This is a genomic window from Billgrantia pellis (assembly GCF_008297955.1).
Classification (GTDB): domain Bacteria; phylum Pseudomonadota; class Gammaproteobacteria; order Pseudomonadales; family Halomonadaceae; genus Halomonas; species Halomonas pellis.
Genome location: NZ_VTPY01000002.1, coordinates 309,281 through 325,540, shown reverse-complemented (window position 1 = coordinate 325,540; position 16,260 = coordinate 309,281). Strand labels below are relative to the sequence as shown.

Below are 16,260 nucleotides of genomic sequence, written 5' to 3'. Positions count from 1 at the left end.
CATGCACGCAGCAACGAGGGGTTCGTGGCGGATGGTTCTCGTCCTTGCCCTCACGCTCGCACTTGGTCTACGTTGGCCACTCCCGCATCCGCGCAGGACGCCGAAAGGTCCGACGATACAACGGCACAGGCGCTTCTTGCGGCGCTGGACGTGTCGTCGTTTGCCGCCAAGGGCGAAGCCATCGAGGCCATCGTGCGCAGCGACGACCCTCGCGCCCGGGGCTGGCTCCAGGCCCTGCTCGATGGTCGCTTGCAGCGCACCGACGATGGCCGCTTCGTGGTGGTGCTCGACAACGCGGGCCGCCAGTGGCCGGTCGAGGACGCCCTGACCGGCGAGGCTCTGGGCGAGATGTCGCGCCGCGACCTGGACCGCATCGGCATCAATAACGCGCTGCGCAACCAACTGCGCAGCGCCATCGCCGTGGTCGATCTCTATGCCGCCGATGTCGGGTTGCGCCGCGCATCCGCCGAGCGGTTGCTGGGCGAGGTCGACGGCGACCTGGCCGGCCCCCTGGCCGAGGTGATCGAGGCGGAGCCGGATGCGCGAGTGAAAGAGCGGCTGCTCCAGGCGCTCGCCATCTACCGCCTGGAGCAGGGCGAGGTCGAGGCGATAGACGATTTGCGCGGCAGCCTGCACCCCCGCGTGCGGGTGGCGCTTGCTCGCGCGGCGTCGGGCGCGGTAGAGAGCCGCGCGGCGGCGGATGACGGGCCTGTACTGGCCGAGGAGGCCAGGCGCGCCTTGAGCGGCATCGAGCAGAAGCTCAAGGTCAACCGTGCGGTCGAGACGCTCTACTTCGGCCTGTCGCTGGGTTCGGTGCTGGTACTCGCCGCCATCGGCCTGGCCATTACCTTCGGCGTGATGGGCGTGATCAACATGGCCCACGGCGAGCTGATCATGCTCGGCGCCTACACCACCTGGGCCATGCAGCAATGGCTGCCGGGCCAGCCGGGGCTGGCCTTGATCCTGGCGATTCCCGCCGGCTTCCTGGTCGCGGCATTGGCAGGTATTGCCATCGAGCGCGGCGTCATCCAGTTCCTGAAAGGACGGCCGCTGGAAACGCTCTTGGCCACCTTCGGCATCAGCCTGATCCTGCAGCAGCTGGTGCGCACCGTCATTTCGCCGCTCAACCGCACCGTCGTCACGCCGGAGTGGATGAGCGGCTCCATCGCCATCAACGATGCGCTTTCTCTCACGCTCAACCGGATGGTGGTACTCGGCTTCGCCCTGGTGATGTTCGCCGCGTTGATACTAATCATGCGTCGCACCCGGCTCGGCCTGGAGGTGCGGGCGGTGACCCAGAACCGTGCCATGGCACGCTCCATGGGCATCCGCGCCACGCGGGTCGACATCCTGACCTTCGCCCTGGGCTCCGGGGTGGCGGGGCTGGCCGGCGTGGCGCTGTCCCAGCTCACCAACGTGGGTCCCAACCTGGGCCAGAACTACATCATCGACTCCTTCATGGTGGTGGTCTTCGGCGGGGTGGGGAACCTGTGGGGCACGCTGGTGGCGGGGCTGTCGCTCGGCGTGATCAACCAGGTGCTGGAACCCTGGGCCGGTGCCGTGATGGCCAAGATCATCGTGCTGGTGTTCATCATCCTGTTCATTCAAAAGCGCCCCCGCGGACTCTTCCCGCAGAAGGGCCGGGCGGCGGAGGGCTGATCCATGCAATCGAGATCGTGGCTGATGAGGCCGTTTGGCGAACGCTCGACGCTGATTTTTCTCGGCGTGCTGCTGGCGACGATGGCCCTGGTGACGCTGCTGCACGTGGCCGTGCCGGCGGGGCATCCGCTCCATGCCAGTGCTTATACCGTTAACTTATTCGGCAAGTACCTGAGCTACGCCCTGCTGGCGGTGGCGGTGGACCTGGTGTGGGGCTATCTCGGTATCCTCAGCCTGGGCCATGGCGCCTTCTTCGCCCTGGGCGGCTATGCCATGGGCATGTACCTGATGCGCCAGATCGGCGACCGCGGCGTTTATGGCCACCCAGTGCTGCCCGACTTCATGGTGTTCCTCAACTGGGACAGCCTGCCATGGTATTGGCATGGCTTCGACATGGCTGGGTTCGCCTTCCTGATGGTGCTGCTGGTACCGGGAGCGCTGGCGCTGGTGTTCGGCTTCCTGGCGTTTCGCTCACGGGTCACCGGGGTTTACCTGTCGATCATCACCCAGGCGCTGACCTTCGCCCTGATGCTGGCCTTCTTCCGCAACGAGATGGGCTTCGGCGGCAACAATGGGCTGACCGACTTCCGCGAGATCCTCGGCTTCAACCTGCGCAGCAGCGATACCCGGCTGGGATTGTTCCTGGCCACCGGCGTGGCGCTGGCGCTGGGCTATGTGTTGTGCCGTGCCATCGTTACCAGCAAGCTGGGCCGGGTGTGCGTGGCGACCCGCGACGCCGAGGCGCGCACGCGTTTCCTCGGCTACCGGGTCGAGCGCTTTCAGCTGTTCGTGTTCGTGGTCTCGGCCATGCTGGCGGGCCTGGCCGGGGCACTCTATGTGCCTCAGGTAGGCATCATCAACCCCAGCGAGTTCTCGCCGCTGTTCTCCATCGAGATCGTGCTGTGGGTGGCGCTGGGCGGTCGTGCGACCCTATACGGCGCGGTGATCGGGGCGATCCTGGTCAACTACGCCAAGACGGTGTTCACCGGCGTGATGCCCGACGCCTGGCTGTTCGCCCTGGGCGGGCTGTTCGTGCTGGTCACGGTGTTTCTGCCGCGTGGCGTGGCAGGGCTGCTGGCGCTGCGGCTGCGCCGCAGTGGTGACAGTGACGCTTCGTTTTCCGCCAAGGAGGCTGCGGCATGAGCCTTCTGAGTTCCCTGGCTAGCCGCGATCGGGTCTTCGATTTCCTGGTGCCCGTCGAGTCGCCGGTCGACGTGCGCCACGGGCCGATTCTCTACCTCGAAGACGTCACGGTAAGCTTCGACGGCTTCAAGGCGATCAACGACCTGAACCTGACCATCGACGACGGCGAGCTGCGCTGCATCATCGGACCCAACGGGGCCGGCAAGACCACCATGATGGACATCATCACCGGCAAGACCCGGCCCGATAGCGGCAAGGTGTGGTTCGGCAGTCGCCACGACCTGCTGACCATGAACGAGCCGCAGATCGACAGCCTCGGCATCGGCCGCAAGTTCCAGAAGCCCACGGTGTTCGAGGCGCTCACGGTATTCGAGAATCTGGAGCTGGCGATGGCTGCCGATAAACGTATCCTGCCCACGCTCACGGCACGCATGAACGGCGAGATTCGCGATCGCATCGACGAGGTGCTGCTGACCATCGGCCTGGCCGAGCTGCGCGGGCGTCAGGCGGGCATTCTCTCCCACGGCCAGAAGCAGTGGCTGGAGATCGGCATGCTGCTGATGCAACGGCCACGGCTGCTGCTGGTGGACGAGCCGGTGGCGGGGATGACCGAGCAGGAGATGGAGCGTACCGCCGAGCTGCTGACCGGACTTGCCGGCAAGCAGTCGGTCGTCGTGGTAGAGCACGACATGGGTTTCGTGCGTTCCATCGCACGCAAGGTGACGGTGCTGCATCAGGGTAGCGTGCTGGCCGAGGGCAGTATGGACCAGGTGTCGAGCGACCCGCGGGTGGTCGAGGTCTACCTGGGCGCCGAAGCCGAGGAGGAGGCGATCTGATGCTCGAAATCGACAAGCTCAATCAGTTCTATGGCGAGAGCCACACCCTGTGGGACCTCGACCTGAGCGTGCCGGCGGGCCAGTGCACCTGCGTGATGGGACGCAACGGGGTGGGCAAGACCACCCTGATGAAGGCGATCATGGGTGAGGTGGCGGTGGCCTCCGGCAGCATCCGCTATGCCGACGATGTGGAGCTGACCAAGCGGCGGGTGGAGGATCGCTCGCGGCTGGGGATCGGTTATGTGCCCCAGGGGCGGCAGATCTTTCCGCTGTTGACCGTGGAGGAGAACCTGCGCACCGGCCTGGCGGCCCGGGGTGACGGTCGGCGCACCATCCCGGAGCGCATCTTTGAACTCTTCCCGGTGCTCGAGGAGATGAAGCACCGTCGGGGTGGCGATCTCTCGGGTGGCCAGCAGCAGCAGTTGGCCATCGGTCGGGCGCTGGTGATCGAGCCACGCCTGCTGATTCTTGACGAGCCGGGGGAGGGCATCCAGCCCAATATCGTCACCCTGATCGGCGAGGTGATTCGCAAGCTGATCGCCGAGGATGGGCTGACCGTGCTGCTGGTGGAGCAGAAGCTGCCTTTCGCGCGCAAGTATGCCGATCGCTTCGCGATCATGGATCGCGGCCGGCCGGTGGCCAAGGGCGCGATCGGCGAGCTGTCCGATGCGCTGATCAAGGAACACCTGACGGTATAGCCGTTTTGCCAAAGGTCAGGAATTCACTCCTGCACCGTTCTGGGCCGTGGCCAGAGGATCATCAGGCGCTCATGCGCAGAAACTGTGCGCCGCGCTGGCTTTCGTGCGCCAATCTGGTGCGAAGCTGACTCTTGCAGGTGTGGCTGTATGCAAAATAACCCAATGAATTGTATTCGTTTTTTCTGCATTTCACCGTTCTGGTACAGCGGTTGCCATGAATAGGGCAAAGCCTCGGTGAAGAGGCCGAATCCTGTTGCAGAAGGCCGATGCCAATGACGGCTCGTTTCGACGCCAAGACACTGCTGCCGCCCTGTGCTTCCGGTCACCGCTTCGATGCCGGCCGCCGCTGGGTGGCATCGCTGGAGCTCGGCTTCGACCGGCGCCAGGGGGCCACCCGCCTGGTGCGGGCTCGTCATCAGGGCCCGCTGCGGGTGCAGCGGCCTTTCTATCCCGAGGGGCATGAGGGCTCGTGCCATGTCTACCTGCTGCATCCACCCGGAGGGCTGGTAAGCGGCGATGTGTTGCACGTCTCGGTTCAGGTCGAATCGGGTGCTCGTGCGTTGGTGACGACGCCTGCGGCCAACAAGCTCTATCGTGCCGACAGCCATGGTGTGGCCTGGTCCCAGCGTACCGAGTTGCAGGTGGCGTCGGGGGGAGTGCTCGAGTGGCTGCCCCAGGAGACCATTGCCTTCGATGGCTCGTGCGGTGAGCAGCACACGGCCATCGAGCTGGCCGACGATGCGCGTTGCCTGGGCTGGGAGGTGCTGGCGCTGGGCCGGCCGGCGAGCCGGCTGCCCTACGTGTCGGGCTGCATCGAGCAGCGCTTTCGGCTGTATCGCGATGGCAAGCCATTGTGGCTGGAGCGCCAGCCGCTCGACCCGGCACACCCGCGCTTCAAGGGGCACTGGGGGCAGGGTGGCGCCAGCGTGCAGGCCACCCTGTGGGCCGCGGGCCTCGACGATGAAGCCCTGGCCGTCGAGGCATTGCGTGACGCGATAACGCCGAACCCGCGCTGGGCGGTGACCGTGCGCCATGGCGTGCTGTTGCTGCGCTATCTCGGGCATGAGCGTAACGAGGCCTGGGAACTTTGCCAGCAGGCCTGGGCCTGTCTCAGGCCGCTGATGATCGATTCTCCTCCCCATCCCCCCCGTATCTGGTTCACCTGACGATTCCAGGAGACTCGCATGGAACTGACCCCGAGAGACAAGGACAAGCTGCTGCTGTTCTCGGCCGCCCAACTGGCCGAGCGACGCCGGGCTCGCGGCCTCAAGCTCAACTACCCGGAAGCGGTGGCGCTGATCAGCTTCGAGATCATGGAAGGCGCGAGAGATGGCCGCAGCGTGGCCGAGTTGATGAGCTACGGCCGCGAGATCCTCTCGCGAGACGACGTGATGGAGGGGGTGGCCGAGATGGTGCACGAAGTTCAGGTGGAGGCCACCTTCCCCGACGGCACGAAGCTGGTCACCGTCCACACACCCATCGTCTAGCGGAGGTCGAAATGGCTGCGCTCGGCCATACCGCGTTGAACATCGGCTCGCCATGCTCATTGAGCACCCAGTCAACTCCGCTGGCTCGCCTCTGTTCGCCTTGTCTGGCCGTCGCTCGCTCATTTCCGCAACGTTGTTAAGGAGGCGTCATGATTCCTGGTGAATATCGGTTGAAAGTCGGCGAGATCGAGCTCTGCGCCGGGCGCGAGCGGATCACGGTCGAGGTGGCCAATACCGGCGACCGGCCGATCCAGGTCGGCTCCCACTATCACTTCGCCGAGACCAATCCGGCGCTCGTCTTCGATCGCGCCAAGGCACGCGGTTATCGCCTGGACGTGGCGGCGGGCACGGCGATTCGCTTCGAGCCGGGTCAGACGCGGGACGTCACGCTGATTCCTTTTGCCGGCACGCGCCATATCTACGGCTTTCGCGGTGAGGTGATGGGCCTGCTCTCCATCGCGCCCGCTACCGCGCGCAAATCGTCATCCGGAGACGCAGCGAATGGGGATCCGTCATGACCACGGCTAACAAGATCGGCCGGCAGGCCTATGCCGACATGTACGGTCCCACGGTGGGCGACCGGGTGCGCCTGGGCGACACCGAGCTGTGGATCGAAGTCGAGCACGACGCGACCCATTACGGCGACGAGGTGAAGTTCGGCGGCGGCAAGGTGATCCGCGACGGCATGGGCCAGAGCCAGCGCCTCGACGATACGGTGATGGATACCGTGATCACCAACGCCTTGATCCTCGACTGGTGGGGTATCGTCAAGGCGGATGTGGGTCTCCAGGCCGGCCGTATCGCAGCCATCGGCAAGGCGGGCAATCCCGACACCCAGCCCGACGTCGACATCGTCATCGGCCCCGGCACCGAAATCATTGCCGGTGAGGGCAAGATCCTCACCGCCGGCGGTATCGACGCGCACATCCACTTCATTTGCCCCCAGCAGGTGGAAGAGGCGCTGATGAGCGGCATCACCACCATGCTTGGCGGCGGCACGGGGCCGGCCACCGGCTCCAATGCCACCACCTGCACGCCGGGCGCCTGGCACATCGGCAGGATGCTACAGGCGGTGGACGAGCTGCCGATGAATATCGGCCTGCTCGGCAAGGGCAATGCCAGCCTGCCCGACGCCTTGGAGGCGCAGATCGAAGCCGGCGCCATCGGTCTCAAGCTGCACGAGGACTGGGGCACCACGCCGGCTTCCATCGACACCTGCCTGAGCGTGGCCGAAAAGTACGACGTACAGATCGCCATCCATACCGACACGCTTAACGAGTCGGGCTTCGTCGAGGACACCCTGGCCGCCTTCAAGGAACGCGGGATCCATACCTACCACACCGAGGGCGCCGGTGGCGGTCACGCGCCGGATATTCTGATTGCTTGTTCCAAGCCCTACGTGCTGCCGTCCTCGACCAACCCGACCCGGCCCTACACAGTGAACACCATCGACGAGCACCTCGACATGCTGATGGTGTGCCACCACCTCGATCCCAACATTCCCGAGGACGTGGCCTTCGCCGATTCGCGCATTCGCCGCGAGACCATTGCCGCCGAGGACATCCTGCAGGACCTGGGGGTGATCTCGATGATTGCCTCGGACTCCCAGGCCATGGGGAGGGTCGGCGAGGTGGTGTGCCGCACCTGGCAGACCGCGCACAAGATGAAGGTGCAGCGTGGTCTGCTGCCGGAGGATGAAGCGCTTGGCGCCGACAACTTCCGTGCCCGGCGCTACATCGCCAAGTACACCATCAACCCGGCGATCACTCACGGTATCGGTCATGAGGTCGGCTCTATCGAGGTCGGCAAGCTGGCCGACCTGGTGCTGTGGAGCCCGGCCTTCTTCGGCGTCAAACCGGCGCTGATTCTCAAGGCGGGCATGATCGCGGCGGCCCCCATGGGGGATCCCAACGCCTCGATTCCCACGCCGCAGCCGGTGCATTACCGCCCCATGTTCGGTGCCTTCGGCCGGGCGGCGAGCCTGTCGCGGTTGACCTTCGTCAGCCAGGCGGCGCTGGACGCCGGCATCAAGGAGCGGTTGGGCCTGCAAAGCGGGCTGGCGGCATGCAAGAACGTGCGTGGGGTGCGCAAGAGCGACATGAAGCTCAACGATGCCTGCCCTGAGCTCAGTGTCGATCCGCAGACCTACGAGGTGCGCTGCGACGGGGAGCTGCTGACCTGTGAGCCGGCCAACGAGCTGCCATTGGCGCAGCGCTACCACCTTTTCTGAGATTCGGGCTACGACGAGCAAGGCAAGCGGCGCCGGGGGTAGGCAGGAGCGAGGGTCTTTTGCCATGGATGGTAAAAGTAGCGTACAGGGAAGTATTTACAGCGCCCTCGCGAAGGCCTGCCGCCGGATCAGCCGCGGACAACTTCACCGAGGCAATAGCCATGCTGAAACTGATCGAACGCCTGGGACCCATCGAGGGGCGCCAGGCCAGTGACACCCTCACGCTGCCCTATGAGCTGCGCATTCGCGGTCGGCTCAAGGCGGTGAGCGACGCCGGTCGCGAGCTGGGCCTGTTCCTCGACCGCGGCCCGGTACTGCGCGACGGCGAGGGGCTGCGCGCCGAGGGCGGCGAGATCGTGCGGGTCAGGGCCGCCGCCGAGCCGGTGGTCACGGCGCGTGTGACGGCGGGCCTGCCGCTGGCGCGGCTTGCCTACCACCTGGGCAATCGCCACGTACAACTGGCCCTGGGCGAGGACGGGCAGGGTGGTTACGTGCGCTTCCCGCCGGACCACGTGCTGGAAGAGCTGGCCGAGTTGCTGGGCGCGAGCCTGGAACGGCACGAGGCTCCCTTCGATCCCGAGCCGGGCGCCTACAACCCGCTCGGCCATTCACATGCGCATGACCACGATCATGACCATGAGCACGGCCACGATCACCGTCACCACGACCATGATCATCACCATGCCCATTGAAGCGGCCCAGGGGATGGCGCAGGGCGACGATCTGGCCCTGCTGGGGTTGCTGCAACTGGTCAGCCCGGCGCTGCCGATCGGCGCCTTTGCCTTTTCGCAAGGGCTCGAGAGTGCCTTCGAGCTGGGCTGGGTAAAGGACGAGGCGAGCCTCGGCGACTGGCTGACCGGCGTGCTCGATGATGGCCTGACCCGCTGCGAGCTGCCGGTGCTGGCGCGTCTGCAGCAGGCCTGGGCGGATGAGGGTGCCGAGGCGATTGCGCAGTGGGATGGCTGGCTCGCCGCTAACCGCGAGACCGCCGAGCTGGCGGCGGAAGACTCACGCCTGGGCGCGTCGCTGGCCCGGTTGCTTGGCAGCCTGGAGCTGCTGCCCTCCGATTTTTCCGCTGAGGCCCCTGCGCTGCCGGAGGGGGCGAGTTACGTGACTGTTTTTGCCTGGGCCGCCCAGGTGCGCGGTGTCGCACCGCGCCAGGCCATGCTCGGCTTCGCCTGGGCTTGGTTCGAGAACCAGTTGGCGGTGGCCTGCAAGGCGCTGCCGCTGGGACATACCGCCGCCCAGCGCCTGGTCGAGCGGCTGCGCCCGGCGCTGGTGACCGCGGTGGATGAAGCATTAGAACTGAATGACGACGAGCTCGGCCCGGCACTGCCCGGGCTGGCATTGGCCAGCGCACTGCACGAAACGCAGTATTCGCGATTGTTTAGAAGCTAGTAGGAAGTAGGGAAGGGAGAAAAGAGAAGAGGGTAGGCAGGGCGTGAGTTTTCTTCCCTCTTCGAGTCGCGAAGCGACGTCTTCCTTCTCGTGACGTTCCGAACGTCGAATTCATGAAAGGAGCAAGACGATGACACATTGCCTACGCGTCGGCGTCGGCGGCCCGGTGGGCTCCGGCAAGACGGCGCTGCTCAAGCAGCTCTGCCTGGCGCTGCGCGACCACTATGACATTGCCGTGGTCACCAACGATATCTACACCCGTGAAGATGCCGATTTCCTGCTGCGTCACGAGGCGCTGCCGGCCGACCGCATCCTGGGCGTGGAGACCGGTGGCTGCCCGCACACGGCGATCCGCGAGGACGCTTCGATGAACCTCGCCGCCATCGACAAGCTGCACGGGCGACATCCCGACCTGGAGCTGGTGCTGGTGGAGTCGGGCGGCGACAACCTCTCGGCCACCTTCAGCCCCGAGCTCTCCGACCTCACGCTCTACGTGATCGACGTCTCCGCCGGCGACAAGATTCCGCGCAAGGGCGGGCCCGGTATCACCAAGTCGGACCTGCTGATCATCAACAAGATCGACATCGCCGAGCAGGTTCACGCCTCGCTGGAAGTCATGGAGCGCGATTCCCGAAAGATGCGCGGCGAGCGTCCGTTCGTCTTCACCAACCTCTACGACGGCGTGGGTCTCGAAGCGATCATCCGCTTCATTCTCGATCGCGGCATGTTGCCGGAGCGCCGGCCGCCGGAGCGTCGTCCCCAGGCCCAGCCGGTCAACGCCTGAGCCTAAACCCGTTTCCCTTATCGGCAAGGAGATCGCCACACCATGAAGAACCGTCATTCCTCCGCCGCGCGCCTGGCACTGGCCAGCGCCCCCCTCATGCTGCTGGTCGCGGGCATGGCCGTTGGCCACCCGGGCCACGACCATGTCCATGGCAGCGGTTTTGCCGCCGGCCTGGCGCATCCGCTGCTGGGGCTCGATCACCTGCTGGCGATGCTGGCCGTCGGGTTGTGGAGCCTGCGCCAGAGCCGTGCTTTCAGCCTGGCGGCACCGCTGTTCGCTGCCAGTGGCATGCTGCTGGGAGCCGGATTGGCCTGGGGCGGGTTGGCATTGCCGGGCGTGGAGTTCGGTATCGCCCTGTCGGTGCTGCTGGCGGGTGTATTGATCGCCGCACTGGTCAAGGTGCCGACCGCGGTGGGCGCCGGCGTGGTAGTCCTGTTCATGCTGTTCCATGGCCATGCCCACGGCCGCGAGATGCCGCATGGTGCCTCCATGCTGGCGTACCTGGCCGGTTTTACGCTGGCCACGCTGGCGATCACCTATGCGGGCCGCCTTGTCGGTGGGCGCCTCATGCAGCGGGAAAATCGCTTCCTGCGGGCACTGGGCGTAGTGATCGCAGCAGCCGGTGCGTTGTTTGCCTTCGGCTGATCGCGCTGCATGGCTACCCGGGCGGGATTGACAGACGTTCATGCGCCGCCCAGCTTGTAGGGAAGCCGACTGGAGGGAGGCCCATGGACAAGTTGCTGCTGGCCGTAAAGGTGCTCATCACCTTGCTGGTTCTCGTACTCTTCGTGCAGAACATCGAGGTAATAGAGGTTCGGTTCCTGAACTGGAGCGTTCAACTGCCCCTGGCGCTGCTCTTGTTGGCGATCTACCTGCTGGGCATGGTCAGCGGCAGAAGCCTGTTCGGCCTGTTGCGTCGTTTGCACCGTCAGAGTCACCCTCGGAGTCGCTACTGACACATACGCGGTCAGTCGACATGGGTTATCGCCTCCCGCAGTGGATCGACGTACCACGGCAGGCCACGACGAGCGTTGTATTCCAGTTCGGCGATGACCTGAGCGCCCAGCAGCAGGATCATGGCCCCTGCTTCCAAGGTCAGCAGTACCACGATTAATGTGGCGAGCGAACCGTAGACGACGTTGACCACCGAAACGTTGAGGAAATAGAACACCAGCAGCAGGCGCGCACCTTCCCAAAGAAGCGCCGCTACGAAGCCTCCCACCACGGCCCGCTTGAGCGCTATCGTGACGACGGGCAAGACCTTGTAGATGGCACTGAAAAGCAAAAAGACGCCGATGAAGCTGAATAGGTTGAGCAGGGGGGTCGAAAGCCCGCTGAAGGGCATCTCACGATCGAGCAGGAGCCACCATAGCGTATTGATCGCCTCCGCCAGAGTCACCAGCAAGGTCAGGGCCAACAACCCGGCACCCAGCACCAGCACGAAGACATAGGGCATCAAGACGGAAACCCACACACTACGCTTGGGATGCGCTTCGGGGGTATGAAAGATGATGGCCAGTGCGTCTTCGAGCATGCGGAAAGCGAAGGAGCTGAACAGCAGGAGCACCAGGATGCCGAACAGGCCGACCATGTCACCCGAATCGAGCAAGGCCCGGACTGCGTCCATCAACACTTCGGCATGCGCGGGAGCGAGATGCACGGCCTGTACGCTGAGGACGTCGAGTAGCACCTCCTTATCGACGACCTGGGTCAACAGCACGCCCAACAGAGCGAATAGCGGCACGATGGAGAGCAGGATGTTGTAGCCGACCCCGCTGGCCAACAGCACGCCCCGGTTGCGCATGAAGGCCTTGATGACACGCCAGAGGAAGGTTCCCATGCGAGGTAGCCAGACGAACCGGATGCGACGCGAATGAAGGTGTCGTGCCATGTGGCTTGACGATTCCTGTGCCGATTATCGGAAGGGTTTCCCTTTGTTCAAGGTATGCGTCCCGGTAAGGCCTCACAAGTCGGCGCGCTGCGCTGGCTGGATTCGTCAAGTTCGCTACACTGGGGGCTGACGCCGCTTATTTGCGATGTCATTCATGAATCTTGGCGAATCGAACCTGACAGCAAGGAGAGCTGCATGCGCAATATCATCTATATCATCGGCCTGATTGTCGTGGTGCTGTTCATTCTGTCGATGCTAGGTCTGCGCTAGCGGTACGATAGTCGCTCCTCACATCGATACGCATGGTCGTTGCGGCGCTGCCTCTCGGCCATGTGTCAGCATGCTTGCGGTCTGGCTCGCTCGGTCCCTGCGATGCGGATGCTCCCTGACGTGAGCCGGCTGGTGTGGTGGCTGCCCTTCTTTCTGCTGGCGGGCTGCGTCGGTCGGATAATACCTCCTCAGGACATCGAACAGCCGGTCACCTTCTATCTTCTCGATCATGGGAGGCATGCCAGCTTGGTTCTGCCTGGCGGACAGGGCGGCATGGTGCGTTACAGCTTTGGGGAGTGGCGCTGGTACGTCGACGGTCGGCGCAACCTGTTGAGCGGCGCTGTCGCGCTGTTATGGCCAACTCGGGCCGGGCTGGGGCGGGGTGTCTTTCCCGAAATCAGCGATTCCGAACAGTTCGAACGGCTGGCTCCGGAAGGGTTGGAGAGAATTCATACGCTGCGAGCCGATATGCGCAGGGTGCAGGCGCTGAGACTGCGGCTGGATGCCCGCTTCGAGGCTCCGGAGACGGAACCGGTCGAAAGCGAAGAGTTCGGGCTGGCCTTCGTACCGGACTCGAGGCGCTATTCGGCGGTCTATCAATCGAACCTGGTCGTGGCGAATTGGCTGCGTCAACTGGGATTCGAGGTTCGTGGTACTCCCTGGTTGTCTCACTGGCGCATCGTGCCCCAAGCGCCAGCGAACTGATCGTTGCGGCCCGGTCGGTTCCTTTCGCCCTTGGGTAACGCTATGTATGCTGAGGTGGGAAAGGTAAACGAACGTCGCTGGCAAGCGGCAATAACAAGTGACCATCTGGAGGGTCTAGCTCATGGCGGAAGGCAACGACAGCCCACTTTACAAGGACAGACGCGTCATGGCCGTGGTGGCCGTGGCTTTGCTTGCTCTTGTATGGGCGATAATCGCTCACAATAACGCGTCGGATCATCGTGAGCGAAGCCAAGCGTTGGAAGAACAGCTCGCGGCGCTGGAGGGGGAGCACCAGGAACTGGTGGATCAGCTCGACGAGCGCAACCAGGCCGGTGAGGATATCGAGTCGATGCAGGCGCGTCTGGCGGAGCTCGAGGAGGAACGGCAATCGGCCGAAGCGGCCCTACGTGACGAACAGCAAGCGGCTCGCGACGAGATAGAGCGTCTCGACGGTGAAGCTCAGCAGGCCGAGGAGCGCCTCAGCCAGCTACAGGAAGCGCAGTCATCGCTGGAGAGCGATCTCGAGGCGCGTCGCAATGAGCAGGCCGAGATCGAGGAAACCGTCGCGGCGCTGCGTGAAGAGTACCAACAAGTGGACCAGGCCCGCGTTGACGCCGAGGAGTCGAGACAGGCGGCGGAACAGGCGCGTCAGGAAGCCGAATCCGCACGTCAGACCATCGAAGAAGAGCGTCAGCAGGCCGAGGAGGCGCGTCAGCAGGCCGAGGCGGAACGCGAACAGGTCGAGTCCGAGCTGGGCGAGATGCGTGAGAAGGCGGACGCCGCCGAGGAGCGCTTGAACACTCTGAACGAGGCGATCGACGAACGTGAGCAGACTCTCGAAGCGCTTGAGAGTGACATCGAGGCGATGGAGGCCTTGCGCAGCGAGATCGAAAGCGAAGTGGGCACCATTCGCGATCAGCGTGACAGTGCCATGACCGAGCTCGAGTCGATCCGTCAGGAGCGTGACGAGCTGACCAACGCCATCGACTCGGGCCGCGACGAACTGCGCCAGGTCGAGGAGCAGGTCGAGCGTCGTCGACAGCAGTTGCAGCGCCTGGAGTCACAGCTCGCCGAGTGGCGAGACACCCTCTCCGAGCTGGAACTGGATAACGCGGCGACTGGCGATGACGCTGGCCAGCAGCGGAGCCAGACTCGGGGTCAACCAGGCCAATCGCAGGAGCAGCAGGAGCAGCAAGACCAATCGCAGGAGCAGCAAGGCCAATCGCAGGAACAGCAAGGTCAATCCCAGAGGCAGCGGAATCCGTCCGGGAATCAGCCGGATCCGAGCCGGCAGGACCAGAGTCAAGAACCATCCTCAAGCCAGCAGAATCGGCAGGAGCCGAGCCAGCAGCGGGCCGAGGAGCCGCCCCAGGAGAGCGATGCTGAAAACGAAGAGGCCGAGGAGAGCTGATATCGGCAAGGCCAATGACTGCGGCGGGTTTCGGCCCGCCGCAGTCCGTTTCGGTCGTCAGCAATAGGCACGTTATACTGGCGCTCGTTCAGCTACCCTAAGGTAACGCGACAACTCTCAGCACAAGGAGCGGAATGTGATCGAAGGGGTCAAGCATATCGTGGCGGTTGCCTCCGGCAAGGGCGGGGTCGGCAAGTCCACGGTCACCGTCAATCTGGCGCTGGCGATGGTGGCCGAAGGCTATCGGGTCGGCATCCTGGATGCCGACATCCATGGCCCGAGCCAGGCCCAGATGCTGGGGGTGCCGGAAGGCGTGCGGCCACAACAGGCAGGCGAGAATCGCTTCAGACCGCTGGAAACCCATGGCGTGCAGGCCATGTCCATGGCATTCATGGTCGATACCCGTGAACCGATGGTATGGCGCGGCCCGATGGTGGCAGGCGCGTTCCAGCAACTGCTGACCCAGACGGCGTGGAATGACCTCGACGTGCTTTTCATCGACATGCCGCCGGGTACCGGCGACATTCAGCTGACCCTGGCGCAGAAGGTGCCGGTCGACGGTGCGGTAATCGTGACCACGCCACAGGACATTGCACTGCTCGATGCGCGCAAGGGCATCGAGATGTTCCGCAAGGTGAACGTGCCGGTACTGGGCGTGGTGGAGAACATGAGCCTGCATGTCTGTTCCAACTGCGGTCATGCCGAGCCGATCTTCGGCGAGGGCGGCGGTGAGCGAATCGCTGCGGAATACGAGACGCGGGTCCTGGGCCAGCTTCCTCTTTCGCTCTCGATCCGCGAGCAGGCCGATGGGGGGCGGCCCACCGTGGTTGCCGAGCCGGACAGCGAAATAACCATGATGTTTCGTGGCATGGCGCGGCAAGTCGCCGAGCAGATCCAGGGCGATTCGGCCGATGAGGGGCCCAGCATCAGCTTCAGCGATTGAGTCCGTTGGTCGTGGAGCCGTGACGCCTGACACGAGGGCCGCTATGATAGCGGCCCTACTTGTTTTGTTCGGCATCTTTTTCAGGACGTCCCATGAGTATCAGACCCGACAGCTGGATCCGCCGCATGGCCGAGCGGGAAGGCATGATCGAACCCTTTGAGGCCGACCAGGTCCGCTACGTGAATGACCAGCGGGTGATCTCCTTCGGCACGTCCAGCTACGGCTACGACGTGCGCTGTGCCGACGAGTTCAAGGTTTTTACCAACATTCATTCGGCGGTGGTGGATCCCAAGGCCTTCGACGAGAAGAGCTTTGTCGACATCAAGGGCGACGTCTGCATCATTCCACCCAATTCCTTCGCCCTGGCGCGCACCGTCGAGTATTTTCGTATTCCGCGCAGCGTCCTGACCATCTGCTTGGGCAAGTCGACCTACGCCCGTTGCGGCATCATCGTCAATGTGACCCCGTTGGAGCCGGAATGGGAGGGGCACGTGACCTTGGAGTTCTCCAACACCACCAATCTGCCGGCCAAGATCTATGCCAACGAGGGCGTGGCCCAGATGCTGTTCCTGGAGTCGGATGAGGTCTGCGAGACTTCCTACAAGGATCGCGGCGGCAAGTACATGGGGCAGCGGGGAGTGACTCTGCCACGAACTTGAGATCGGCGACACCGCGACACCGCGGCTTATCCGGCGACGGTTCCTGTGGAGGTGCTGTGATCCCTTCGCATCACCCTGGAAGAATGACCTCCACTCCGAGCTGTCCCCGGCGTTGCTAGCGTCGGGAGACAGCGAATGTTGGTCGC

18 protein-coding genes are annotated in these 16,260 nt (G+C 64.2%); 17 read left to right on the top strand and 1 reads right to left on the bottom strand.

Features of this window, described 5'->3' with window-relative positions; all coding sequences use genetic code 11:
* Window positions 1-72: 72 nt before the first annotated feature.
* The 13 genes from urtB to F0A17_RS04985 all read left to right on the top strand — a co-directional run bounded on the left by urtB (window position 73) and on the right by F0A17_RS04985 (window position 11,191).
* On the top strand, window positions 73-1,659 hold the full coding sequence (urtB, locus tag F0A17_RS05045; protein ID WP_422670432.1) for an urea ABC transporter permease subunit UrtB: 1,587 nt from the start codon (window positions 73-75) through the stop codon (window positions 1,657-1,659).
* Window positions 1,660-1,662: 3 nt separating this feature from the next.
* On the top strand, window positions 1,663-2,802 hold the full coding sequence (urtC, locus tag F0A17_RS05040; protein WP_149327261.1) for an urea ABC transporter permease subunit UrtC: 1,140 nt from the start codon (window positions 1,663-1,665) through the stop codon (window positions 2,800-2,802).
* Window positions 2,799-3,638 carry an urea ABC transporter ATP-binding protein UrtD gene (urtD, locus tag F0A17_RS05035; RefSeq protein WP_149327260.1) on the top strand — a complete coding sequence of 280 codons (840 nt, stop codon included), beginning with the start codon at window positions 2,799-2,801 and terminating at the stop codon, window positions 3,636-3,638. The genes urtC and urtD overlap by 4 nt, the downstream gene beginning before the upstream one ends.
* A complete protein-coding gene (urtE, locus tag F0A17_RS05030; RefSeq protein ID WP_149327259.1) occupies window positions 3,638-4,336 on the top strand; it encodes an urea ABC transporter ATP-binding subunit UrtE in 699 nt (232 codons plus the stop codon). The genes urtD and urtE overlap by 1 nt, the downstream gene beginning before the upstream one ends.
* Window positions 4,337-4,602: 266 nt before the next feature.
* On the top strand, window positions 4,603-5,502 hold the full coding sequence (locus tag F0A17_RS05025; protein ID WP_422670370.1) for an urease accessory protein UreD: 900 nt from the start codon (window positions 4,603-4,605) through the stop codon (window positions 5,500-5,502).
* An 18-nt stretch (window positions 5,503-5,520) separates the two neighbouring features.
* Complete coding sequence (gene ureA, locus F0A17_RS05020) at window positions 5,521-5,823, top strand: urease subunit gamma (RefSeq protein WP_149327258.1); 303 nt, start codon at window positions 5,521-5,523, stop codon at window positions 5,821-5,823.
* A 149-nt stretch (window positions 5,824-5,972) separates the two neighbouring features.
* The gene (locus F0A17_RS05015) at window positions 5,973-6,341 is read left to right on the top strand and encodes an urease subunit beta (protein ID WP_149327257.1); all 369 of its coding nucleotides are present in this window, start codon (window positions 5,973-5,975) and stop codon (window positions 6,339-6,341) included.
* Window positions 6,338-8,053, top strand: a complete 1,716-nt coding sequence (gene ureC, locus F0A17_RS05010) for an urease subunit alpha (RefSeq protein WP_149327256.1) — start codon at window positions 6,338-6,340, stop codon at window positions 8,051-8,053. Before F0A17_RS05015 ends, ureC begins: the two co-directional genes overlap by 4 nt.
* 161 nt (window positions 8,054-8,214) lie before the next feature.
* Window positions 8,215-8,745 (top strand): urease accessory protein UreE, encoded by a 531-nt coding sequence (gene ureE / locus F0A17_RS05005; protein ID WP_149327255.1) that lies wholly within the window; start codon window positions 8,215-8,217, stop codon window positions 8,743-8,745.
* On the top strand, window positions 8,735-9,451 hold the full coding sequence (locus F0A17_RS05000; RefSeq protein WP_422670430.1) for an urease accessory protein UreF: 717 nt from the start codon (window positions 8,735-8,737) through the stop codon (window positions 9,449-9,451). Before ureE ends, F0A17_RS05000 begins: the two co-directional genes overlap by 11 nt.
* Window positions 9,452-9,581: 130 nt before the next feature.
* Entirely contained in the window at window positions 9,582-10,235 is a 654-nt protein-coding gene (ureG, locus tag F0A17_RS04995; RefSeq protein ID WP_149327254.1) for an urease accessory protein UreG, read from the top strand.
* A gap of 42 nt (window positions 10,236-10,277) precedes the next feature.
* Window positions 10,278-10,880 (top strand): HupE/UreJ family protein, encoded by a 603-nt coding sequence (locus tag F0A17_RS04990; RefSeq protein ID WP_149327253.1) that lies wholly within the window; start codon window positions 10,278-10,280, stop codon window positions 10,878-10,880.
* An 83-nt stretch (window positions 10,881-10,963) separates the two neighbouring features.
* A complete protein-coding gene (locus tag F0A17_RS04985; RefSeq protein ID WP_149327252.1) occupies window positions 10,964-11,191 on the top strand; it encodes a lipopolysaccharide assembly protein LapA domain-containing protein in 228 nt (75 codons plus the stop codon).
* 11 nt (window positions 11,192-11,202) lie between these two features.
* Here F0A17_RS04985 and F0A17_RS04980 read toward each other — a convergent pair whose 3' ends face one another.
* On the bottom strand, window positions 11,203-12,126 hold the full coding sequence (locus tag F0A17_RS04980; RefSeq protein WP_228716812.1) for a YihY/virulence factor BrkB family protein: 924 nt from the start codon (window positions 12,124-12,126) through the stop codon (window positions 11,203-11,205).
* A gap of 390 nt (window positions 12,127-12,516) precedes the next feature.
* Between F0A17_RS04980 and F0A17_RS04970 the strand changes: the two genes are divergently transcribed.
* The 4 genes from F0A17_RS04970 (at window position 12,517) to dcd (ending at window position 16,114) form a co-directional block, all read left to right on the top strand.
* The gene (locus F0A17_RS04970; protein ID WP_149327250.1) at window positions 12,517-13,101 is read left to right on the top strand and encodes a hypothetical protein; all 585 of its coding nucleotides are present in this window, start codon (window positions 12,517-12,519) and stop codon (window positions 13,099-13,101) included.
* A 121-nt stretch (window positions 13,102-13,222) separates the two neighbouring features.
* A complete protein-coding gene (locus F0A17_RS04965; protein WP_149327249.1) occupies window positions 13,223-14,512 on the top strand; it encodes a coiled-coil domain-containing protein in 1,290 nt (429 codons plus the stop codon).
* A gap of 139 nt (window positions 14,513-14,651) precedes the next feature.
* Window positions 14,652-15,455, top strand: a complete 804-nt coding sequence (apbC, locus tag F0A17_RS04960) for an iron-sulfur cluster carrier protein ApbC (protein WP_187774634.1) — start codon at window positions 14,652-14,654, stop codon at window positions 15,453-15,455.
* A gap of 92 nt (window positions 15,456-15,547) precedes the next feature.
* Window positions 15,548-16,114 (top strand): dCTP deaminase, encoded by a 567-nt coding sequence (gene dcd, locus F0A17_RS04955; RefSeq protein WP_104203593.1) that lies wholly within the window; start codon window positions 15,548-15,550, stop codon window positions 16,112-16,114.
* The last annotated feature ends 146 nt before the right edge of the window (window positions 16,115-16,260 follow it).

Bases quoted from the DNA above. Each gene is read 5' to 3' on its own strand.
- urtC (WP_149327261.1), top strand. From the start codon at position 1,663: ATGCAATCGAGATCGTGGCTGATGAGGCCGTTTGGCGAACGCTCGACG.
- urtD (WP_149327260.1), top strand. From the start codon at position 2,799: ATGAGCCTTCTGAGTTCCCTGGCTAGCCGCGATCGGGTCTTCGATTTC.
- urtE (WP_149327259.1), top strand. From the start codon at position 3,638: ATGCTCGAAATCGACAAGCTCAATCAGTTCTATGGCGAGAGCCACACC.
- F0A17_RS05025 (WP_422670370.1), top strand. From the start codon at position 4,603: ATGCCAATGACGGCTCGTTTCGACGCCAAGACACTGCTGCCGCCCTGT.
- ureA (WP_149327258.1), top strand. From the start codon at position 5,521: ATGGAACTGACCCCGAGAGACAAGGACAAGCTGCTGCTGTTCTCGGCC.
- F0A17_RS05015 (WP_149327257.1), top strand. From the start codon at position 5,973: ATGATTCCTGGTGAATATCGGTTGAAAGTCGGCGAGATCGAGCTCTGC.
- ureC (WP_149327256.1), top strand. From the start codon at position 6,338: ATGACCACGGCTAACAAGATCGGCCGGCAGGCCTATGCCGACATGTAC.
- ureE (WP_149327255.1), top strand. From the start codon at position 8,215: ATGCTGAAACTGATCGAACGCCTGGGACCCATCGAGGGGCGCCAGGCC.
- F0A17_RS05000 (WP_422670430.1), top strand. From the start codon at position 8,735: ATGCCCATTGAAGCGGCCCAGGGGATGGCGCAGGGCGACGATCTGGCC.
- ureG (WP_149327254.1), top strand. From the start codon at position 9,582: ATGACACATTGCCTACGCGTCGGCGTCGGCGGCCCGGTGGGCTCCGGC.
- F0A17_RS04990 (WP_149327253.1), top strand. From the start codon at position 10,278: ATGAAGAACCGTCATTCCTCCGCCGCGCGCCTGGCACTGGCCAGCGCC.
- F0A17_RS04985 (WP_149327252.1), top strand. From the start codon at position 10,964: ATGGACAAGTTGCTGCTGGCCGTAAAGGTGCTCATCACCTTGCTGGTT.
- F0A17_RS04980 (WP_228716812.1), bottom strand. From the start codon at position 12,126: ATGGCACGACACCTTCATTCGCGTCGCATCCGGTTCGTCTGGCTACCT.
- F0A17_RS04965 (WP_149327249.1), top strand. From the start codon at position 13,223: ATGGCGGAAGGCAACGACAGCCCACTTTACAAGGACAGACGCGTCATG.
- dcd (WP_104203593.1), top strand. From the start codon at position 15,548: ATGAGTATCAGACCCGACAGCTGGATCCGCCGCATGGCCGAGCGGGAA.